18 protein-coding genes and 1 pseudogene are annotated in these 17,625 nt (G+C 36.5%); 18 read left to right on the plus strand and 1 reads right to left on the minus strand.

Annotated features, from left to right (window positions below):
• Nucleotides 1–137 precede the first annotated feature (137 nt).
• From J2S74_RS26510 to J2S74_RS26595, 18 genes are all read left to right on the plus strand, one after another.
• Entirely contained in the window at nucleotides 138–308 is a 171-nt protein-coding gene (locus J2S74_RS26510) for a hypothetical protein (protein ID WP_307332517.1), read from the plus strand.
• A 123-nt stretch (nucleotides 309–431) separates the two neighbouring features.
• Nucleotides 432–869 (plus strand): hypothetical protein, encoded by a 438-nt coding sequence (locus J2S74_RS26515; protein WP_307332520.1) that lies wholly within the window; start codon nucleotides 432–434, stop codon nucleotides 867–869.
• 339 nt (nucleotides 870–1,208) lie between these two features.
• The gene (locus J2S74_RS26520; RefSeq protein ID WP_307332523.1) at nucleotides 1,209–1,940 is read left to right on the plus strand and encodes a hypothetical protein; all 732 of its coding nucleotides are present in this window, start codon (nucleotides 1,209–1,211) and stop codon (nucleotides 1,938–1,940) included.
• 773 nt (nucleotides 1,941–2,713) lie between these two features.
• Nucleotides 2,714–4,270 carry a glutathione ABC transporter substrate-binding protein gene (locus J2S74_RS26525; protein ID WP_370876082.1) on the plus strand — a complete coding sequence of 519 codons (1,557 nt, stop codon included), beginning with the start codon at nucleotides 2,714–2,716 and terminating at the stop codon, nucleotides 4,268–4,270.
• Nucleotides 4,271–4,349: 79 nt separating this feature from the next.
• The gene (gene nikB, locus J2S74_RS26530) at nucleotides 4,350–5,276 is read left to right on the plus strand and encodes a nickel ABC transporter permease (protein ID WP_307332529.1); all 927 of its coding nucleotides are present in this window, start codon (nucleotides 4,350–4,352) and stop codon (nucleotides 5,274–5,276) included.
• 13 nt (nucleotides 5,277–5,289) lie between these two features.
• On the plus strand, nucleotides 5,290–6,186 hold the full coding sequence (locus tag J2S74_RS26535) for an ABC transporter permease (RefSeq protein ID WP_307332532.1): 897 nt from the start codon (nucleotides 5,290–5,292) through the stop codon (nucleotides 6,184–6,186).
• Between the two features lie 14 nt (nucleotides 6,187–6,200).
• Nucleotides 6,201–7,193, plus strand: a complete 993-nt coding sequence (locus tag J2S74_RS26540; protein ID WP_307332533.1) for an ABC transporter ATP-binding protein — start codon at nucleotides 6,201–6,203, stop codon at nucleotides 7,191–7,193.
• Nucleotides 7,186–8,184, plus strand: coding sequence for an ABC transporter ATP-binding protein (locus tag J2S74_RS26545; protein WP_307332536.1), 999 nt, complete (start codon nucleotides 7,186–7,188; stop codon nucleotides 8,182–8,184). The genes J2S74_RS26540 and J2S74_RS26545 overlap by 8 nt, the downstream gene beginning before the upstream one ends.
• A 26-nt stretch (nucleotides 8,185–8,210) precedes the next feature.
• A complete protein-coding gene (locus J2S74_RS26550) occupies nucleotides 8,211–9,095 on the plus strand; it encodes a sugar phosphate isomerase/epimerase family protein (protein WP_307332538.1) in 885 nt (294 codons plus the stop codon).
• A 16-nt stretch (nucleotides 9,096–9,111) separates the two neighbouring features.
• Nucleotides 9,112–10,176 carry a Gfo/Idh/MocA family protein gene (locus J2S74_RS26555; RefSeq protein ID WP_307332539.1) on the plus strand — a complete coding sequence of 355 codons (1,065 nt, stop codon included), beginning with the start codon at nucleotides 9,112–9,114 and terminating at the stop codon, nucleotides 10,174–10,176.
• Nucleotides 10,173–11,063, plus strand: coding sequence for a sugar phosphate isomerase/epimerase family protein (locus tag J2S74_RS26560; protein WP_307332542.1), 891 nt, complete (start codon nucleotides 10,173–10,175; stop codon nucleotides 11,061–11,063). The genes J2S74_RS26555 and J2S74_RS26560 overlap by 4 nt, the downstream gene beginning before the upstream one ends.
• A gap of 77 nt (nucleotides 11,064–11,140) precedes the next feature.
• Complete coding sequence (locus tag J2S74_RS26565) at nucleotides 11,141–12,295, plus strand: ROK family transcriptional regulator (protein WP_307332546.1); 1,155 nt, start codon at nucleotides 11,141–11,143, stop codon at nucleotides 12,293–12,295.
• A gap of 341 nt (nucleotides 12,296–12,636) precedes the next feature.
• Nucleotides 12,637–13,473, plus strand: coding sequence for a hypothetical protein (locus J2S74_RS26570; protein WP_307332549.1), 837 nt, complete (start codon nucleotides 12,637–12,639; stop codon nucleotides 13,471–13,473).
• 603 nt (nucleotides 13,474–14,076) lie between these two features.
• Complete coding sequence (locus J2S74_RS26575; RefSeq protein WP_307332553.1) at nucleotides 14,077–15,288, plus strand: YecA family protein; 1,212 nt, start codon at nucleotides 14,077–14,079, stop codon at nucleotides 15,286–15,288.
• A 229-nt stretch (nucleotides 15,289–15,517) separates the two neighbouring features.
• Nucleotides 15,518–15,895 carry a permease gene (locus J2S74_RS26580; protein ID WP_307332555.1) on the plus strand — a complete coding sequence of 126 codons (378 nt, stop codon included), beginning with the start codon at nucleotides 15,518–15,520 and terminating at the stop codon, nucleotides 15,893–15,895.
• Nucleotides 15,896–16,180: 285 nt separating this feature from the next.
• A complete protein-coding gene (locus J2S74_RS26585) occupies nucleotides 16,181–16,552 on the plus strand; it encodes a group-specific protein (protein ID WP_307332558.1) in 372 nt (123 codons plus the stop codon).
• Nucleotides 16,553–16,568: 16 nt separating this feature from the next.
• Nucleotides 16,569–17,075: an RNA polymerase sigma factor gene (locus tag J2S74_RS26590; protein ID WP_307332564.1), complete on the plus strand. Its 507-nt coding sequence runs from the start codon at nucleotides 16,569–16,571 to the stop codon at nucleotides 17,073–17,075.
• On the plus strand, nucleotides 17,065–17,310 hold the full coding sequence (locus J2S74_RS26595) for a hypothetical protein (RefSeq protein ID WP_307332561.1): 246 nt from the start codon (nucleotides 17,065–17,067) through the stop codon (nucleotides 17,308–17,310). The genes J2S74_RS26590 and J2S74_RS26595 overlap by 11 nt, the downstream gene beginning before the upstream one ends.
• 97 nt (nucleotides 17,311–17,407) lie before the next feature.
• Here J2S74_RS26595 and J2S74_RS26600 read toward each other — a convergent pair.
• A pseudogene (locus J2S74_RS26600) lies at nucleotides 17,408–17,625 on the minus strand (IS4 family transposase); the annotation flags it as partial.

The raw sequence follows: 17,625 nt of genomic DNA on the forward strand, positions 1-17,625 counted from the left end.
TATATAACAGAAAACCATAATATTCCACAAAAGGTAATATATAGTGTTTTTTTATGCCGTTGACAAAATAAATATTTTTTTATGCAACGCTAGTGAAAATAACACTTAGTGAAAAATGAAAGAAGAGGAGGGATTTTATGCCTACTGAAATAATGTTAATAGTTGTTCTTTCATTAATGTTAGTTGGTAGTCTTGGAATTGTTTTACTATTTGTCTTTTGGTTGAAAAGTAGTTATAGAACAAAAGATTTAAAAATCAAAGAACTTCAGAAAGAAATTGAGGAACTAAGACGGAAAGAAATAAAATAAAAATGTTAAATATTACACAAAGGAGAGCTCGCTCCCTTTGTGTCGCTATCAGGGAGGTTAAGAAACTAAGAGGCAACCTTTACTAAAAAATATATATTGCTAATTTAGGAGGAATACAATTTCATGTATAATGTGCGTCCACAAATCTTACCAGTGGTTTGTATATTTTCTATTGTCATATTTTGGAATGTTTTAAGAGAGTTCTACGGAGTCTCCTCGTCCTCCTTTTTACTGTTTTTATTGTTAGTAATTGTTTCGAGTTCCTATAGGTTTAAATTTATCATTAACGATGACCATCTTGTGTATCAAGTTTTCATACTATTCAAATATTCTGTATTTAAAAAAGAAATTTATCCTGAACAAATAAAAGAACTGAAATTTTTCGAAGTCGGTTGGTTTAAGAAAGCAGCGGTTATTAAATGTATCAAAGGGATGAATATTAGATTAGCTATACTGGAACCAACTGAAGCATATGACCACCTTCTTGGGTTTGCGAGGAAACACAATATTACGATTTATAAAACAAAAGATTATTTACGATTAGAACGAAGAGTAAAATGAGATTTTGCATAGAGATGAAGTATCTAACTAACGGAGAGCGATAGCGGTGCAAAATGTTTCTAACTAAACATGGGGATGGTCACATCACCCAGCTAAAGGTTAGACAATCCTTATGGATTGAAGGATTATATTGAAGAGTCAAATGAAGGAGTAACGTCCCGAAGGGCTCTCTTTTAGTCGAATAGCACTAAATTTAGTAAGAATGCGATTCCTTTATAATTCAAACGACTTTACGTGCCTTTATGTTAGCTATCATCTGGAGTCCAATGGAAATCACTGTCGGAATAACTGTCGACGCTACTGGAATCAGCTACTTCAATGTACCTCCCTTGGTTGCTATTGTGCTCGTTTTTAGCCGCTAGTCTAGATATTGTTATTGGAAAAAAGCAGTTCCGTGATGTCCTATTCACACAAGAACAGATGAAAATAAGCAAAAAATTGTTGTTTAGTGCTTTAGTTAAATTGTTTATCGTCCTTGTACTTTTCTTAATGACAATCGTTATTGTTAACTATTTTTTCAATTTAAACTTTATCTTATCTGTTTCCCTTGTCATCTTTCCATTCGCCCTTTTTTGGTCATTGGCGATGCGTAGAAGCCAGTTATTTTTATCCGCTGGGTGGAAAAGCTGGATAAAATATAATAATACAATGCAAAACTTCGTGGTTTTGTTTCTTTCCCTTGCCTTTTTCTCCGAATGGTTTAACCAAACAGGGTTTCCATATACATTACAAAGCTTTCTCGATCATGTCACAGCGTACCCAATCGTTATTTTTATATTTTTTAAAGTGATTTATTTCGCTACAGCAATGATTGGCGTACATCCAATCGTAACGGTTGCGATAGTAATAGAGAGTCTCAGCCCTTTATTTCATGTAATAAATCCATTAAGTATTGGTATTGTCCTTATAGTCACTGCATTGGCAACCTCGGCGTCTGCACCATACGGAATTAACGCGACTATGACCGTTCATCATCTTGGCGTAAATCCATACCGGATAACTCGAACGAATACTCGATTCTCCCTGATGGTCAGTACAATTGGTGTTGTTATCGCTAGTTTATTACTTTAGGTTCTATAAGGTGACAATCGGAAGTTTTGCATAAAAGAAGGCACAAGGGCCCGAGTGAAGTAAAGTGTTAACACACTGACTACTTGGGCCCTTTTTCCCGATGAAATGGGTGTTCGTTTGGCTTGGAAAATTAGGTGAAGAGAAGGATGAATTGTCGACTTACTATTAGAAGATCAATCTGTTAACTAGGGAAGATTGAAGTAGTTCACAGATTTTAAAATGATTATCAATAGGATCCAGCCGACGATTAGTGCTATCAGATCCACTTGAACAGTTATAGCACGAAAGGGTCAAAATAGGTAATTAATGGTGAATTATATACTATCAAGTAATGTTTTTATGCATATTGGTATAATTCTTGTTGGGGGAATATAAAGTTATAATTAGAGTTACGACATCGAAGTATTACTATCATTAAGGGGGGGGAATTCGTCTGCACATTGTCAGATAAATTAACAGAAAAATCACTAATTTCTAAAAAATCTGTTGACTACCATTATTTACCCAAGTTAATATGAAATTAACAAATTTTTTAAAATTTTTTCCCTGATTAATTTCAGCACTGGAGAAAATAATTACATACTCTCCTAATAATCTTATCATCTTCGTGTTTTTTTCTTTTATTATTAACACCATGTTAAAAATGTAACGTTGTTAGTTAATTAGATACTTTATTATATAAGTCTCTAATTCTATAAAAAACACTATTTAAGGGGGAAGAGGGTTTGATTAAAGGTAATGGTATTAAATTGTTGTTTGTTTTGTTTTTGTCTATGTTGATAGTAGCTTGTTCTACAGAAGGTAGTGTTGAGTCAGATCCAGAAGATAACAGCAGTGACAAAGGGAGTAATGATAATGTTGTAATCGAAGATGAGGGGAACAAAAGGGATGAAATAGTTATTGCTGTAAATGAAAACTTTATTACAATGGATCCCCATAATTCGGGGGATAGGAACTCCAATGCAGTACAGGGAGCAATGTTAGAGGGATTAATAGATGAAAGAGATGGTGAAATTGTTCCTGTGCTAGCGGAAGATTTTGAAGTAAATGATGACGCCACTGAATTTACGTTCTATCTTCGTGAAGGGGTAGTTTTCCATGATGGGCAACCATTTAATGCAGAGGCCGTAAAAGCTAATTTTGAAAGAATAACAGGGGACCAAAGCTTGCGGCTATATAGTAGAGGTTTTAATGATATTACGGACATAGATGTTATAGACGAATATACGATTAAAATAACTTTAAGCCAATCTAACAGCAGCATGTTAACTAAAATAGTTCCTGCTCGAATGATTAGTCCGAAAGCTCTAAAAGAGGAGGACTTAACTAGAAACCCAGTTGGTACAGGACCCTACAAATTTGTGGAATGGGTTCCAGGTGATCATTTAACAGTGGAACTAAATGAAAATTATTGGAACCAGGGCCAAGCAAAGGTACAGAAGATAACATATAGACCTGTTCCAGAAAATGGTGCTCGTGTGGCGATGCTAAAAACAGGGGAAGCAGACTTTATCTTCCCAGTCCCAACCCAAAATTTAGCGGAACTAGAAGAGGATGAAAATATCATCGTAGAAACGAATCAATCAACAATTGCAAGATATGTTTCGTTAAATACGATGAAAGAACCATTTAATGATGTAAGAGTTCGTCAAGCATTAAACTATGCCATTGATAAAGATGCGTTCATTAATGTAGTGATGGCAGGGTTTGCGACACCTTTAGACTCCGTACTTCCAAGTACAATTTTTAATTACCAACAACAGGAGTTGTATCAGTATAACATCGAGAGAGCCAAAGAACTTTTAGCAGAGGCTGGTTATGAAAATGGATTTACAGCGGAAATTTGGGGAAATACGAACTCTGACACGGTTAGAGGAATGCAGTTTATCCAACAGCAATTATCTCAAATCGGTGTGGAGTTAGAAGTGTTATCTATGGAAGAGGGAACTTTGTCGGAGAGAATTTATGGTGGTCACGGTCCTGAAGAAGCAGAAGTGGAAATGTGGTACGTAAGCTGGGGAGGATTCCCTTCTGATACAGATCATGCGATCAGGCCAATACTTGGTGGTAATAGTTTTCCTCCTGCTGGTGGAAACTCAGCCTATTTTAGCAATCCAGAAGTAGATCAGTGGCTATTTGAAGCGAATGCAACCGTGGATGCCGAGCTAAAAAGAGAGTTATACGGTAAGGTGCAGCAGAAAATATACGAAGAGGCCCCTTGGATCTTTCTGGCATCTGATGAAAACCTATTCGGACGACGTGCTGATTTAGAGGGAGTCTATGTTACTCCAAATGGTCGGATACATGTTGGCTATGCTGAAATCAAGTAATTTATAGAATCATAGCCGTTCTTAAGGTGAGGGGTGCCCAATGCACCCCAAAATCCTTATTTTGAAAGGAGTTGCTTTTGTGCTGCGCTATATTTTTAAGAGAGTTCTAGAAATGATCCCAACTTTATTAATTGTTTCCATAATTATCTTCTACTTCATTCACTTAATACCAGGAGATCCGGTCCGGTTAGTTGTGGGACCAGATGCAACTTCAGAAGAAGTATCTATGATTAGAGAAGAAATGGGTTTAAATGACCCTATTTTCATTCAGTATATGTCCTATATGCAGGGGATTTTGCAAGGAGATTTGGGGAAGTCCCTGAAAACAGGATTACCAGTAATGGAAATGTTTGAAAATAGATTTAAAAATTCTATTTATCTCACCCTTTTTAGTATCATTTGGGCATTTATTATTGGAATCATCATTGGAACATTTTCTGCCGTTTTTAAAAATAAATTACCAGATAATATTGGGATGCTAACAGCTGTCTCGGGCATTTCTGTTCCTGGATTTTGGCTGGGGTTAATCTTAATTCAATTTTTCTCTGTTCAATTAGGTTGGTTGCCCACGGGAGGGGCGGATAGTTGGAAGCATTTTATACTGCCTTCTATTGCGTTGGGGGCAGGTATCATGGCAATGATTGCACGTTTTACTAGGTCTTCTTTACTTGAGACATTGGGCTCGGATTTTATTAGAACAGCAAGGGCAAAAGGGCTGCGGGAAATGATTGTGATTCCTAAACATGCCTTAAGGAATTCAATGGTTTCCGTAGTAACAATAACTGGCTTGCAGTTTGGCTTTCTACTTGGAGGATCTGTTGTTGTTGAGACAGTGTTTAGTTTTCCTGGTATGGGGCGTTTACTGATTGACTCCATCGCTTTTCGTGATTATCCAGTTATCCAAGCTTTGTTGTTATTATTCTCTATTCAATTCATCGTTGTAAATTTAATTGTTGATATTCTATATAGTTTTCTAAATCCTAAAATTCGAACCATTAGTTCTTAAGGGGGGATGACATATGGGGGTTTTAAAAGAAGAAGTCATAAACGAAACGACAATAAATAAAAGTCAATACTCGCCTATAAAGGAGTTCTGGAAGAATTGGAAAAGGCAAAAAGTAGCATTTAGTGCTAGTCTTTTTGTTTTACTGTTAATAATAATTGCATTCGTAGGTCCATATATTACACCGTATGACCCGTATGAACCTAACTATAATTCCATTTTACAAGGACCATCTTCTAGTCATTTGGCTGGTACAGATGAATATGGAAGAGATATATTTAGTCGACTAATTTATGGAACTAGAATTTCCTTAAGTGTAAGTTTCATCTCTGTTTTCTTTGGAGCAGTTGTAGGGACGATTTTAGGATTAATCAGCGGTTTTTTCGGCGGATTTCTAGATCGAATAATAATGAGAAGCAGTGACGTAATGTTTGCATTCCCAGATATTATTTTAGCTATTGCTATTATCGCTATATTAGGACCAGGTTTAGTAAATGTCGTTATAGCGATTGCGGTCTTTACTGTACCTTCTTTTGCTAGATTAATACGAGGAGCAACTCTTGAAGTGAAAGAGACTGTCTTCGTAGAGGCAGCAAGGTCCATGGGAGCAAAAAAAACAAGAATCATATATAAGCATATCTTTCCAGAAACATTTAGCAGTTTAATGGTTTTCTTCACGATGAGAATAGGTACGGCAATTTTAGCAGCTGCCAGCTTAAGTTTTCTAGGATTAGGAGCTAGTCCAGGGACTCCAGATTGGGGAGCCATGTTAACAATGGGGCGTGACTATCTAGGGACTTCCTCTCACGTCGTTATCATGCCTGGAATTGCCATATTCCTCACTGTATTAGCATTTAACCTAGTAGGAGACGGCTTAAGGGATGTACTAGATCCAAAAACAAAGAATCACTAAAGGGGTAGTTGTTGATGGAGGATATCATACTTAAAGTGGAACAATTACAAACGGATTTTCAAAAAGATAATCAGCGAATAAGAATTTTAAATGGAGTAAGCTTTCATATTTCGAAGGGGGAGATTTTAGGTTTAGTAGGTGAATCAGGTTGCGGAAAAAGCCTTACCTCCTTATCAATCATGAGACTTTTTAAAGGAACATCAGGTGAAATAAGCGGAGGAAACATCTTTTTTAGAGATGAAGATATCACAAAAGTCACTGAGAATCAGATGAGAAAGATACGCGGCAAACAAATTGCGATGATCTTTCAGGAACCGATGACGTCCTTAAACCCTGTTATGAAAATTGGCGAACAATTGATGGAGCCCATTAGGATCCACTTAGGCTATAACAATAAACGAGCAAAACAACATGCCGTTCAAATGTTAACGAAAGTTGGAATACCAAGATCTAATGAAATTATGAACGAATTTCCTCATCAACTATCAGGCGGTATGAGGCAAAGAGTCATGATTGCCATTGCTATGTCGTGCAATCCAGATGTCTTAATTGCTGATGAACCGACTACTGCTCTTGATGTAACGATTCAAGCTCAAATATTAGATCTGATGCGTAAGCTTCAAAAAGAGGAAAACATGTCCATGCTGTTGATTACCCATGATTTAGGAGTAGTAGCGGAAATGTGTGATCGTGTAGTGGTTATGTATGCGGGAAGAGTGGTGGAAGAAGCAAGTGTCCATGATTTATTTCAGTCACCATTGCACCCTTACACAAGAGGATTAATAGGTTCTGTACCGAAAATAGGTCAAAAAAAGGATAGACTGGAATCCATTGCCGGAAGGGTTCCAGACCCTAGCAATATGCCGAAAGGGTGTAAATTTGCCCCAAGATGCAGTGATGCGACAGCAGAGTGCCATGAAAAAGAGCCAAGTATGTTGGAGGTAGAAAAAAATCGTTATTGCAGCTGTTGGTTATATGATAAAGGAAGGAGCTTGATTAGTGGCTAGTACCATACTAGAGGTAAGAGGATTAAAAAAATCATTTGAAGTCAAAAACGGCATATTTGGAAAAAAGAAATACCTCCATGCGGTAAATGGTTTAAATTTCTCCGTCTATGAGGGAGAAACATTTAGTCTTGTAGGGGAGAGTGGCTGTGGGAAATCTACTGCCGGCAGGCTCATATCAAGGTTGATCGACCCTACTGCTGGTGAGATTTGGATCGATGGAGAAGAAATATCCAAATGGAAGGAATCACAATTACAAGCAATCAGAAAAAAAGTTCAAATGGTGTTTCAAGATCCTTATGCATCACTTAATCCACGTATGAAAATACGTGATATCATCGCAGAACCTCTTGTCATTCATACTAAATTAACAAAAAAAGAAAAACAAAGGCTAGTATCCGAAATGCTGGAGGTAGTTGGCCTGAATGAGTATCAGGGCAACTGCTATGCCCATGAATTTAGTGGTGGCCAACGGCAACGAATTGGAATAGGGAGGGCTCTGATAATGAAGCCGAAATTAATCATTGCAGATGAACCGGTCTCTGCGTTAGATGTTTCGGTACAGTCGCAAATTCTAAATCTATTAAAGGATTTACAAGAGGAATTTAACTTAACTTACGTATTTATTTCTCATGACCTAAGTGTAGTAGAGCATATCAGTGATCATATTGGTGTCATGTATTTAGGATCGATTGTGGAATATGGACCGAAAGAACAGATATTTACAAACCCGCTTCATCCATATACAAAAGCACTATTGTCCTCTGTACCAATACCTGATCCTACAGTTAAAAGGGAAAAAATCATCCTTAAAGGGGACATTCCTAATCCAGTAAATCCGCCTTCAGGTTGTAAATTTCATACAAGATGCCCAGATGTAATGGAAATCTGCAAAGGGAAAGATCCTTCATTGAAACAAATTCACACAGACAACCATTTAGCTGCATGTCATCTTTATGAAAAAACAATAAAAAATCAAAGTGTTATTGTCTAAAAGAATGGGAAAAAAGGAGAGATATTATGAAAGTAGGATTAAGCTCTTATAGTTTGCTAGACGATATTCAGGAGGGAAAATTAACGATTCTTGATGTAATTCAATGGGTTGCAGATAACGGTGGCGAGCATCTGGAACTTGTTCCATATGGATATTCAGTGGTAGATAATCTTCCATTGGCGGATCAAATTAAAGAAAAGGCAGAATCAGTTGGTATTGAATTATCAGGATACTCGTTCCCAGCGGACTTTTGTCATGATGATGATGAGGCATTTGAACAAGAAGTGAATCGTATTAAGCAACATGTGGATATTGCACACCGGTTAGGTATTACGAGTATCAGGCACGATGTGACAGCGTTTAGACTAGAACCAGAGGAAATGACGATCCAGTATTTTGAGAAATATTTCACAAGAATGGTAGAGGGCAGTCAAAGGATAGCCGATTATGCTTCCCAATATGGTATTACAACAACAATAGAAAATCATGGGTTTAATGTACAGTCTAGTGACAGAGTACAAAGCGTTCTTCACGCAGTCAACCGCGATAACTTTAAAACAACCCTTGATATTGGGAACTTTTTATGTGCTGATGAAGAACCGTTAGTTGGTGTTATGAAGAATATAAAATATGCCAATAGAGTTCATTTTAAAGATTTCTATATTCGACCGTATTACGAAGACCCAGGTGAAGGAAAATGGTTTATCACCGTTAATCGAAATTATTTGCGCGGTGCGATTATCGGTCACGGAGATATCAACATCAGAGAAGTAATAAAACTAGTAAAACAGTCAGGCTATGATGGTTATATTACAGTGGAATTTGAAGGAATGGAAGATTGCCAATTGGGATCTCGAATTGGTATGGCCAATGTAAAAAGACTGTGGGAGGAAATTAGTATAAACGAATAGAAGGGTGTGTTTCTTTTTGAAAAAGCTAAATGTTTGTGTCATAGGAACTGGTTCCATTTCGGATATGCATTTAACATCCTATCAAAAAAATCCTTATGTAAACCTATATGGTGTCTACGATTATTCAAAAGACAGAGCAGTGGAGAAAGGAAAAAAGTATCATATCGATAATGTTTATGAAGATTTGGAAAGCCTTTTTCAGGATCCTGAAGTGGATGCGGTGAGTGTTTGCACATGGAATAATACGCATGCAGAAATAACCATCGCAGCCTTACAGTCGGATAAGCATGTTTTAGTGGAAAAGCCATTATCGTTATCAGTAGAAGAAGCTTTAAAAGTAGAAGCGGTTGCAAAACAATCTAACAAAACAGTTCAAGTAGGATTTGTTAGAAGGTTTGCTACGAATACCTCCGTTTTAAAGAAGTTTATCGACAATGGAAAATTAGGCGAAATATATTATGCAAAGGCATCATGTTTACGTAGGTTGGGTAATCCAGGAGGATGGTTTGCAGATAAAGAAAGGTCTGGCGGAGGCCCATTAATTGACTTAGGTGTACATGTTATTGATGTTTGCTGGTATTTGATGGGCCGACCGAAAGTGAGGTCTATTTCCGGCAATACGTATACGAAGCTAGGCAATCGCTCCAATATTGAAAACTTAAGCTTTTATAAGGCTGCTGATTATGATAAAGCCAATGATAATGTGGAAGATTTAGCAAATGCGTTAATTACATTCGAAAACGGCGCATCTTTAATGGTAGATGTATCGTTCACCTTACATTCCAAAAATGATGAAATTAAAGTCCAGTTATTTGGAACGAAAGGTGGAGCGGAATTAGAGCCGGAATTAACTATTATAACGGAAGAGAATAATACAATTGTCAATATGCATCCTCAAATAGATCATTTAACCTTTGATTTTGAAAATGCATTTCAAAATGAAATCGATGCCTTTGTAAATAGTTGTCTTTTTCAGCACGAGATCGTATCACCAGTGGAGGATGGTGTAGAACTGATGAAGATATTATCGGGTATTTATGAAGCAGCGGAAAAAAAGGGTGAGGTGCTGTTTTCATCATGACGACGGATATCAAATTATCGAATAAAATTGGAATTATTGTGGATAGCTTACATTTGCCTCTTAGAGAAGGCTTAAAAAAAGCAAAAGAACTTGGCGCTGACGGTGTACAAATCTATGCTGTTGATGGGGAAATGGCACCAGAAAATCTAAGTGCACAGGCTAGAAAAGATTTAAAGAACGAAATGGAATCACTAGGGCTGGAAATATCGGCACTATGTGGTGATTTAGGTGGGCATGGATTCCAGGATAAAGCTGAGAACCCTGAAAAAATTGAAAAATCCAAAAGAATATTGGACCTTGCTATTGACTTGGGGACAAATATCGTTACGACTCATATTGGAATAATTCCGGAAGAAACAGAAAGCTTCATTTATGAAGAAATGCAAAAGGCGTGTGAAGAACTTGGCACTTATGCCAAGAGCATAAATGGGTACTTTGCAATTGAAACCGGTCCAGAGACATCCATTACTTTAAAAAAATTCTTGGATAGTTTAAGTACAAATGGAGTATCTGTTAACTTTGATCCTGCGAATATGATCATGGTGACTGGTGATGATCCAATAGCTGGGGTAGAAACGTTAAAAGACTATATCGTTCATACACATGTCAAGGATGGAGTAAGATTAAAACCGGTGGATCCGCGCAATGTTTATGGGTATCTTGGGTTTGATGGTGGAACAAATCATGATAAAATAGCAGAAATGGTTTCATCCGGTGAATTCTTTAGAGAATTGCCACTTGGAAAGGGAGACCTCGATTTTTCATTATACTTTTCTGCGCTGCAAAAAATAAATTATAATGGATATTTAACAATAGAGAGGGAAGTTAACGAAAACCCTATCCATGACATTAAGGAAGCTGTCCATTTTATTCTACAATATAAGTAGCAGTAACTATATTTTGTACTATAGTAGTTGTAAGCAGTTAAATGAAAACAAACTTAACTAGTATTGAGGATGTGACAATGGAAAAACATGATAATGTTTTTATAAAAAAACAAAATAAAAAATGGGTTTTGGACATTATAAAAAACAATCGCCCGATATCTAGAGCAGAAGTTTCCAAAATAACGGACATGAGTCCTACTTCCATTAGCAGAATTGTTCAAGAATTAGAACAAGATGGGTTTATTAAAGAATCTGATTTGATTTCTAATGGTGTGGGAAGAAAAGCGACATTATTGGATGTCAGGCCTGATGCTAACTTTAGCATTGGCGTAGAACTAACGGAAAAACATTTTAAAATTGGCATTTTAAATTTTTTGGACGAAATGACCTTTTCACAAACATTCCCAGTCGAAGATGTTGAGGATTATATGAAGACGTTAAACGATGGTAGTAGATTAATTAAGAGAATAATAAACGAACAAGAAATTCCTATGGAAAAAATCGTCGGTATTGCGATTGGAGTACCAGGTTTTATTGACTACGAAAATGGAGTTGTTGCTCATTCCACACAATTAAAGTGGAACAATGTCCCCATCGTAGAGATTATTGAATCGGCCACCAGCTTAAAAGCGATTGTAGATAATGATTTAAAAATGAAAGCAATGGCTGAGTATACGGCTGGTGCCGCTAAAAGTTCCAAAAGCTCTGTTTTAATAGGGATAGGATCCGGCATAGGTTCTGCCATAATAATGAATGGAGAATTTTATCGCGGTGAAAACAATATTGCAGGGGAAATCAGTCATACTGTGGTAGATATTAATGGGAATTTGTGCAGGTGTGGAAAATTTGGTTGTCTAGCAACGGTTTTAACAGAAAGTTCTATTCTACAGCAAGCAAGAAAAATTAAAGAAGTTAGCTCCTTAAAACAATTACTAGACTATTACAATAGTGGAGAAACTTGGGCGATTAATATTATCGATCGCGTCACCACTTATATTGTAACAACGATAACCAATATTTTATATATTTATAATCCTGAAGTTCTCGTTCTAAGTGGTTTCATTTTAGAGGATTTCCCAGAAATACAAGCATTAATAAAAAAGAAATACAAATTATACCTTACTGAACCATTTAAAACACATTCTCGAATAGTATTTGCCGAGCTCAAGGACCATGGTATCGTAAAAGGTGCAGGCATTCAAGCGCAAAAAGTATTATTTCGCTTGCAGTAATGTATTAAGAAATCAATAAAAACATTTTATTATGTTTAGCAGCCTTAAATTTAAGGCTGCTTTTTTGAGTGCACCCGGCCTGTTTAACAGCTAGGTGGTGAAAGTCCACTTCAAGTTGGCAGTGGGAACTTTTATCGAAAGGCAGGTTATCCATCGTGAGTTGGACTCTGAATTATCCGAGAAGATTTTAAAAAGTCTTGTAATAAAAGGTAGTAAAATTGTTTTATTGTCAGATAATCAAAGGTACTTCTTTTACACACTGAGGATTTTAAAGAAGGATATGTAAATTGTTTCTTGAATAGTATTTAAATAGAAATTAAAAGGGAGAGTGGTTTGAATGTGTGGGATTTGTAAGTAAACATGAAACAAGGGACTTAGAATTACCTAATCATCGTAAGAAATTATTAAATTCAATGGAGAGAGATTTACTAAATGATGATAATGTACTCGCATTTTTTTATGGTGGTTCCATAGGGAATGAAAATACGGATGTTTATTCCGATATCGACCTTAGAGTTGTTGTGGAACCTGAAAATATAGAGGAATATATTTTAAACAAAAAAATTCGACCTCAAAAGTGGGGGAATGTTCTTTATTTTGAAGATGTTCATCCTTTATCAACTTACACTGTCGCTCATTATGATTGTTTTGTTAAAGTGGATACCTTTTATTATACGCCAGATAAAATTCAACCATCTATTTGGTTAAAAAATATAAAGATTATAAAAGATACAGGTCATATGATGGCTAGAATACTAGATAAATCAATGGTGCTTACTTATGAACTATCAAAGGATGAATTTGAATTGTGGAGAACGAAATTTTTTGCCTATCTGCATGAAGCATATAGGAGAGTGATGAGAAAAGAGTATTATTATGCTTTAAATTGTATGGATCATTTACGGTTGTCCATGGCAACGGCCTGGTATATGGATAAAGGCATTCAACCAAATACCTTTGGTGATTGGGCGAAATATGAGGGAGATAGAAGTGAGTTAGAGGATTGGAAACAATCACTGCTTCAAAGTTGGGATTGTGGAAGGAATACAAAAGAAATCATCAATGTTATGAAAAGTATCGTTCATGAGTTTAGAATAGTTCATCGTTCCCTTTGTAATAAACTAGAGATGGAGGAGAACCCTGAATGGATAAATAAAATTGTAAATATGGTGATATGAATTAACACATCCAAACGGGTGTGTTCTTATTTCATTAAAGGTTAAAGTAATAGGTTAATAAGCCGTCGCTGACAAACACGAAATATGGGGTTATCTTGAGATGATTGAGTTAATTAAACCAATTCAGATGAACGCTATTCATATCTAAGGTTGCAGATAAATTATACGATAGAATTATAAATCTTTTACCTTATCTCAAGAGGTTTTAATGAAGGGGAAGTTCTTTTACGATTAAAAGAAATTAAACCACTATAAATGGATAAACAACATTATCGTATTTAATAATCGGTCGGAATATATCTCGTACAGGGATAACCTTATTCAATTAGATATAAATGCACTGGAAAAATAAAGGAAATACGGCTAGGTAGAATTATCGATTTCAAGATTTTTCAAGGGAAGGTAGTTGTTAACCTTCGTAATTAATGCTGATGAAATAACATTAGAATACGCCAGAGGGCCCCGTGTAGTACGCAATGGGGCCCTTTATATCGAACCCTTTTAACTCTCTATACTTTGCATGAAAGAAATGATATATTATAAAGCGTTATCTTTAGTAATAGATGATTAATACATAATAGTTTTAAAGAGCAGGTGAATAGCATGAGTGTAAAAGTTGATCCTGAAGTTGAAAAAGCAATGATGAATGCTATGGCAGGATTGAAAGATTTGCGTAAAAAACAGGAAGAAGATCAGGATAAAAAACATTGGAGTCCCATTAGAGTTCCGTTTCAACTGCAAGAGGGCTTGAATCAACGGACAAAACAGGAATTGGATGAAATTCGAAGAAAATTAGCCTTGAAAGGTGTAAGTATGTTGAAAAAGGCTGATTTAATAGATTTGCTAGTGGAAACACTACCTCACCATTTGGAAAAGATATGTCTTCAGTTGGATAATGGGCGATTTAGCTTACTATCCAGCATAGGGAATAATGGCGGTCACATGAAAGCCCCCGCGATGGAAAGGCATCAAATCGAATTTTTTCGTAAAATGGGATTAATCTTTACTGGTACGTTGGATGGGAAGAAGATTGTGGCTGTACCTGAAGAACTGATGAATAAAATAGCCTCTTTACAGAATGATCCAAAAGTAAAAGCAGCTGTTAGGAGAAATACCGAATGGATTACCCTAACCCACGGGCTATTGTATTACTATGGCACGTTAAGTAGTTCACATTTGATAGAGATGGTGGAGTCTTATACAAAAGAGACCGTAAATTTCGGTGAATTTTATCAAGTTATCGAAACTGCCAATGCTTTCTATAAAGGGGTGTCTATTGATGAGGTTGGATTCTCCCATGTTCGTGTATTTGATCCAGAAAGAGTGAAACAGGAACATGAAAAGAGGAGCAATATTCCATACTATGCCTTTTCGAAAGATCAGCTCTTGAAAGCGGGTGTACCTGAATTTGTCGATCGTAATAAAAGCTATTTGGAATTAGTTCAGTTCCTAACGACAAATTTTGAAATAAGTAAATCTGATGCGGATCGGTTTGTGGAAGAGTGTGTGTACGCAACGAAGATAGGGGAAAGCCCCAATAATATTATGAACTATTTAGCTGGAATTTTAGAGTTTCCTAATGTTGAGGTGGTCCAATCTTTAGGGGATAAAGTGATCCAGTTAATGAATAATACGAGGGAATGGTTTCTTAAAGGACATACATCCACAGAGTTAATGGTAGAAGAGAGGAAACATTTGCGACCGTTACCAGGATCAAAAATGAAGCCTAGTAATAAACGAGACAGAAAAGTAGGTAGAAATGAACCCTGTCTTTGTGGCAGCGGGAAAAAATATAAGAAATGCTGTGGAAGATAAGAAATATCACGACCTTTTGTGCCTGCCCCCCGGTTTAGTAAAGCATCACCGCCCTGGGAGTCAGGCCCTTTTTTTGAAGGGAGTAGACCATCCGTGAAACAATGTATGAATGTATAGAAAAAATAGAAAGTAAATATAGAGAAGTACAACCAATGTAATTACTTTGCTTTGAGGGGAGTAAAGGGATAATGGATTGTTTTAAGAGATTAGATTTTAAGGGTGGGATCTGATGGAGGGGTTTGGAAAAATATTTTTTATTGGTGGAATAATGTTTTCGTGTATGTTTGGTTTCTTAATATTTGTTAGTATAATGACGAATTCTGCACCACAATATAGCTTTTATATCATTTTAGCTATGGCAGTAATGAGTTTTTGTTTAAGTTATCTATACCCTCAATTTAGAGAAAATAAGGAACGTGCGAAGCGGATAAAAGAGAAAGGAATGTTTATAAGTTTTTTTTTCATTTTTGGGTACATGCTTATATTCATGGTTCTATTTCAATTTAATATTCTAGATTTAGATGGATATGAGACTATTAGTATCTTGGTACCTTTAACAATCATAACGGTATGGATATCATTTGTGGTTTATTCGAAACGTTTATAGGAACCAGTGAAATTTTAATTGAAGATACTACGGGAGAGGAAATTCAAATGTCCGAATCCTTAGTCAATAAATTGGGGTAACGAGAAAGGGTGGATTGTTCCCGAAATGGGAAGAGAAGCTGAATTTGGGTAACGTTTGTTAAGCAGTGTGTGTTGCCCCCTTAAGTAGCAACGTATTACTCACTGGGGGACAGGCAGTATTTTTCAAATTTTCATATTTTGTAATGAACCTTTCACCTCCCTTAATTGTATAGTTAGTAAACAAGGATAAAGGGGGATTTTCAAAATGGGTGCCGGCTGGATTGTTTCCATGATTGTTGCTGGGGTAGTTTGTATCGTTATTTTAGCCATTGCTATTCCGATGGATAGAAAGTATGTCGTACGGGAGTATGGGAAAATCAATTATAAAAAAACAAAGATTTTTTTGCGCTGGAATGTTTTTGATACGTTAACCATTTGCCTTGCCATCTATTCACTCTTATGTGTGCAAGTGTTGAATTTACTCATTACTAGCGGAGCAACAGTTGAAAATGTATTTGTTCAATTTTTTACAAATCAAGCACAGGCCTTTACGATTGTTTCCATGGTGTATTTGATATCAAGAGTGTCGATGACGTTAAAATCAATTAAGGAACGTTGGGGAGATGAGATTGAGTAGTCGGGAAGAGGAGTTGATGGTGGCCTATCAAGCTGGTGATAAACGTGCGTTAGAACAGATTTATATGCTTTTACAGCCTGCTCTTTACTCCTTCGTTTATCGCTATACGAGAGAAGAACAGTTGAGCATAGATATCGTCCAAGATTGTTTTGTAAAGCTGCAGCAATATAAAGATGACTATGAACCTTCCAAAGGTAAACTAAAACCCTATTTATTTCAGATCGCCTATCGAATCATGGTGACGAAATTAAATCGGCGTAAGAAGCTGCAAACGTTCTTTCCGTTTCTTGTGCCGACCACAAAAGAATCCCTTGATCATACGGATCGAATAACCATCCGAAAAGCCGTTGCTAACCTACCAGAGATTCAACGGGCCGTTATAATTTTATTTTACTACCATGATATGTCACAAGTAGAAATTGCAGAAATACTCGGGATCCCAAAAGGTACCGTTAAATCTCGTCTTCATCATGCAATTCAAACTTTAAAAAAGAAATTAGGGGGAGATTTTCTTGGATCGTGACCCTTTAGAAAAAGAGCCGCACCTTCGAAAGAATCTAGATGAATATCATGTGGATATTCCTGACTTTCCTATGAAAAGAAAAAAGGGAGAGCGTCTACTACACTTTTTAGCATCACCAACAAAAGATCCCTTTGAAAGAATGATTGTCACAACGAACGGCGTCCTGCTTTTAAAAGTGGTGCCACTAATGGCAGCCGCAGTGCTTACTTTCCTTCCACTATTGTTTTATCTATAAGAGTTTTCCACCTTTACGGGCCTGAGCCACAGTGTTGTAAAGCGTTAACACACTGGGAGTCGGGCCCCTTTTTTTGTAATCTACTAAACAAACACCCAAAACGCTCGTAATCAACATACCCACGGTCAAAGACATACATGGCATCCTTATCGTCTATAAGGACTTCTGGTTTCGATCATGTTCTTTCGCAGTGGTTATAACAGCTTTTTCAGGATAAACCGTATCTTTATCCATGAAAACAAGTCGTAGATGTAGCTTTACACCAGCTTTCGTTTTACGAAATTTAGCCCATTTATAATTGGTCAAGTTTAAGGG

It is taken from the genome of Evansella vedderi, from assembly GCF_030813435.1.
Classification (GTDB): domain Bacteria; phylum Bacillota; class Bacilli; order Bacillales; family Salisediminibacteriaceae; genus Evansella; species Evansella vedderi.

What these genes read in the sequence shown, in the direction of transcription:
- J2S74_RS26510 (WP_307332517.1), top strand. Translation starts at nt 138, where the DNA reads ATGCCTACTGAAATAATGTTAATAGTTGTTCTTTCATTAATGTTAGTT.
- J2S74_RS26515 (WP_307332520.1), top strand. Translation starts at nt 432, where the DNA reads ATGTATAATGTGCGTCCACAAATCTTACCAGTGGTTTGTATATTTTCT.
- J2S74_RS26525 (WP_370876082.1), top strand. Translation starts at nt 2,714, where the DNA reads ATGTTGATAGTAGCTTGTTCTACAGAAGGTAGTGTTGAGTCAGATCCA.
- J2S74_RS26535 (WP_307332532.1), top strand. Translation starts at nt 5,290, where the DNA reads ATGGGGGTTTTAAAAGAAGAAGTCATAAACGAAACGACAATAAATAAA.
- J2S74_RS26540 (WP_307332533.1), top strand. Translation starts at nt 6,201, where the DNA reads ATGGAGGATATCATACTTAAAGTGGAACAATTACAAACGGATTTTCAA.
- J2S74_RS26550 (WP_307332538.1), top strand. Translation starts at nt 8,211, where the DNA reads ATGAAAGTAGGATTAAGCTCTTATAGTTTGCTAGACGATATTCAGGAG.
- J2S74_RS26560 (WP_307332542.1), top strand. Translation starts at nt 10,173, where the DNA reads ATGACGACGGATATCAAATTATCGAATAAAATTGGAATTATTGTGGAT.
- J2S74_RS26565 (WP_307332546.1), top strand. Translation starts at nt 11,141, where the DNA reads ATGGAAAAACATGATAATGTTTTTATAAAAAAACAAAATAAAAAATGG.
- J2S74_RS26575 (WP_307332553.1), top strand. Translation starts at nt 14,077, where the DNA reads ATGAGTGTAAAAGTTGATCCTGAAGTTGAAAAAGCAATGATGAATGCT.
- J2S74_RS26580 (WP_307332555.1), top strand. Translation starts at nt 15,518, where the DNA reads ATGGAGGGGTTTGGAAAAATATTTTTTATTGGTGGAATAATGTTTTCG.
- J2S74_RS26585 (WP_307332558.1), top strand. Translation starts at nt 16,181, where the DNA reads ATGGGTGCCGGCTGGATTGTTTCCATGATTGTTGCTGGGGTAGTTTGT.
- J2S74_RS26590 (WP_307332564.1), top strand. Translation starts at nt 16,569, where the DNA reads ATGGTGGCCTATCAAGCTGGTGATAAACGTGCGTTAGAACAGATTTAT.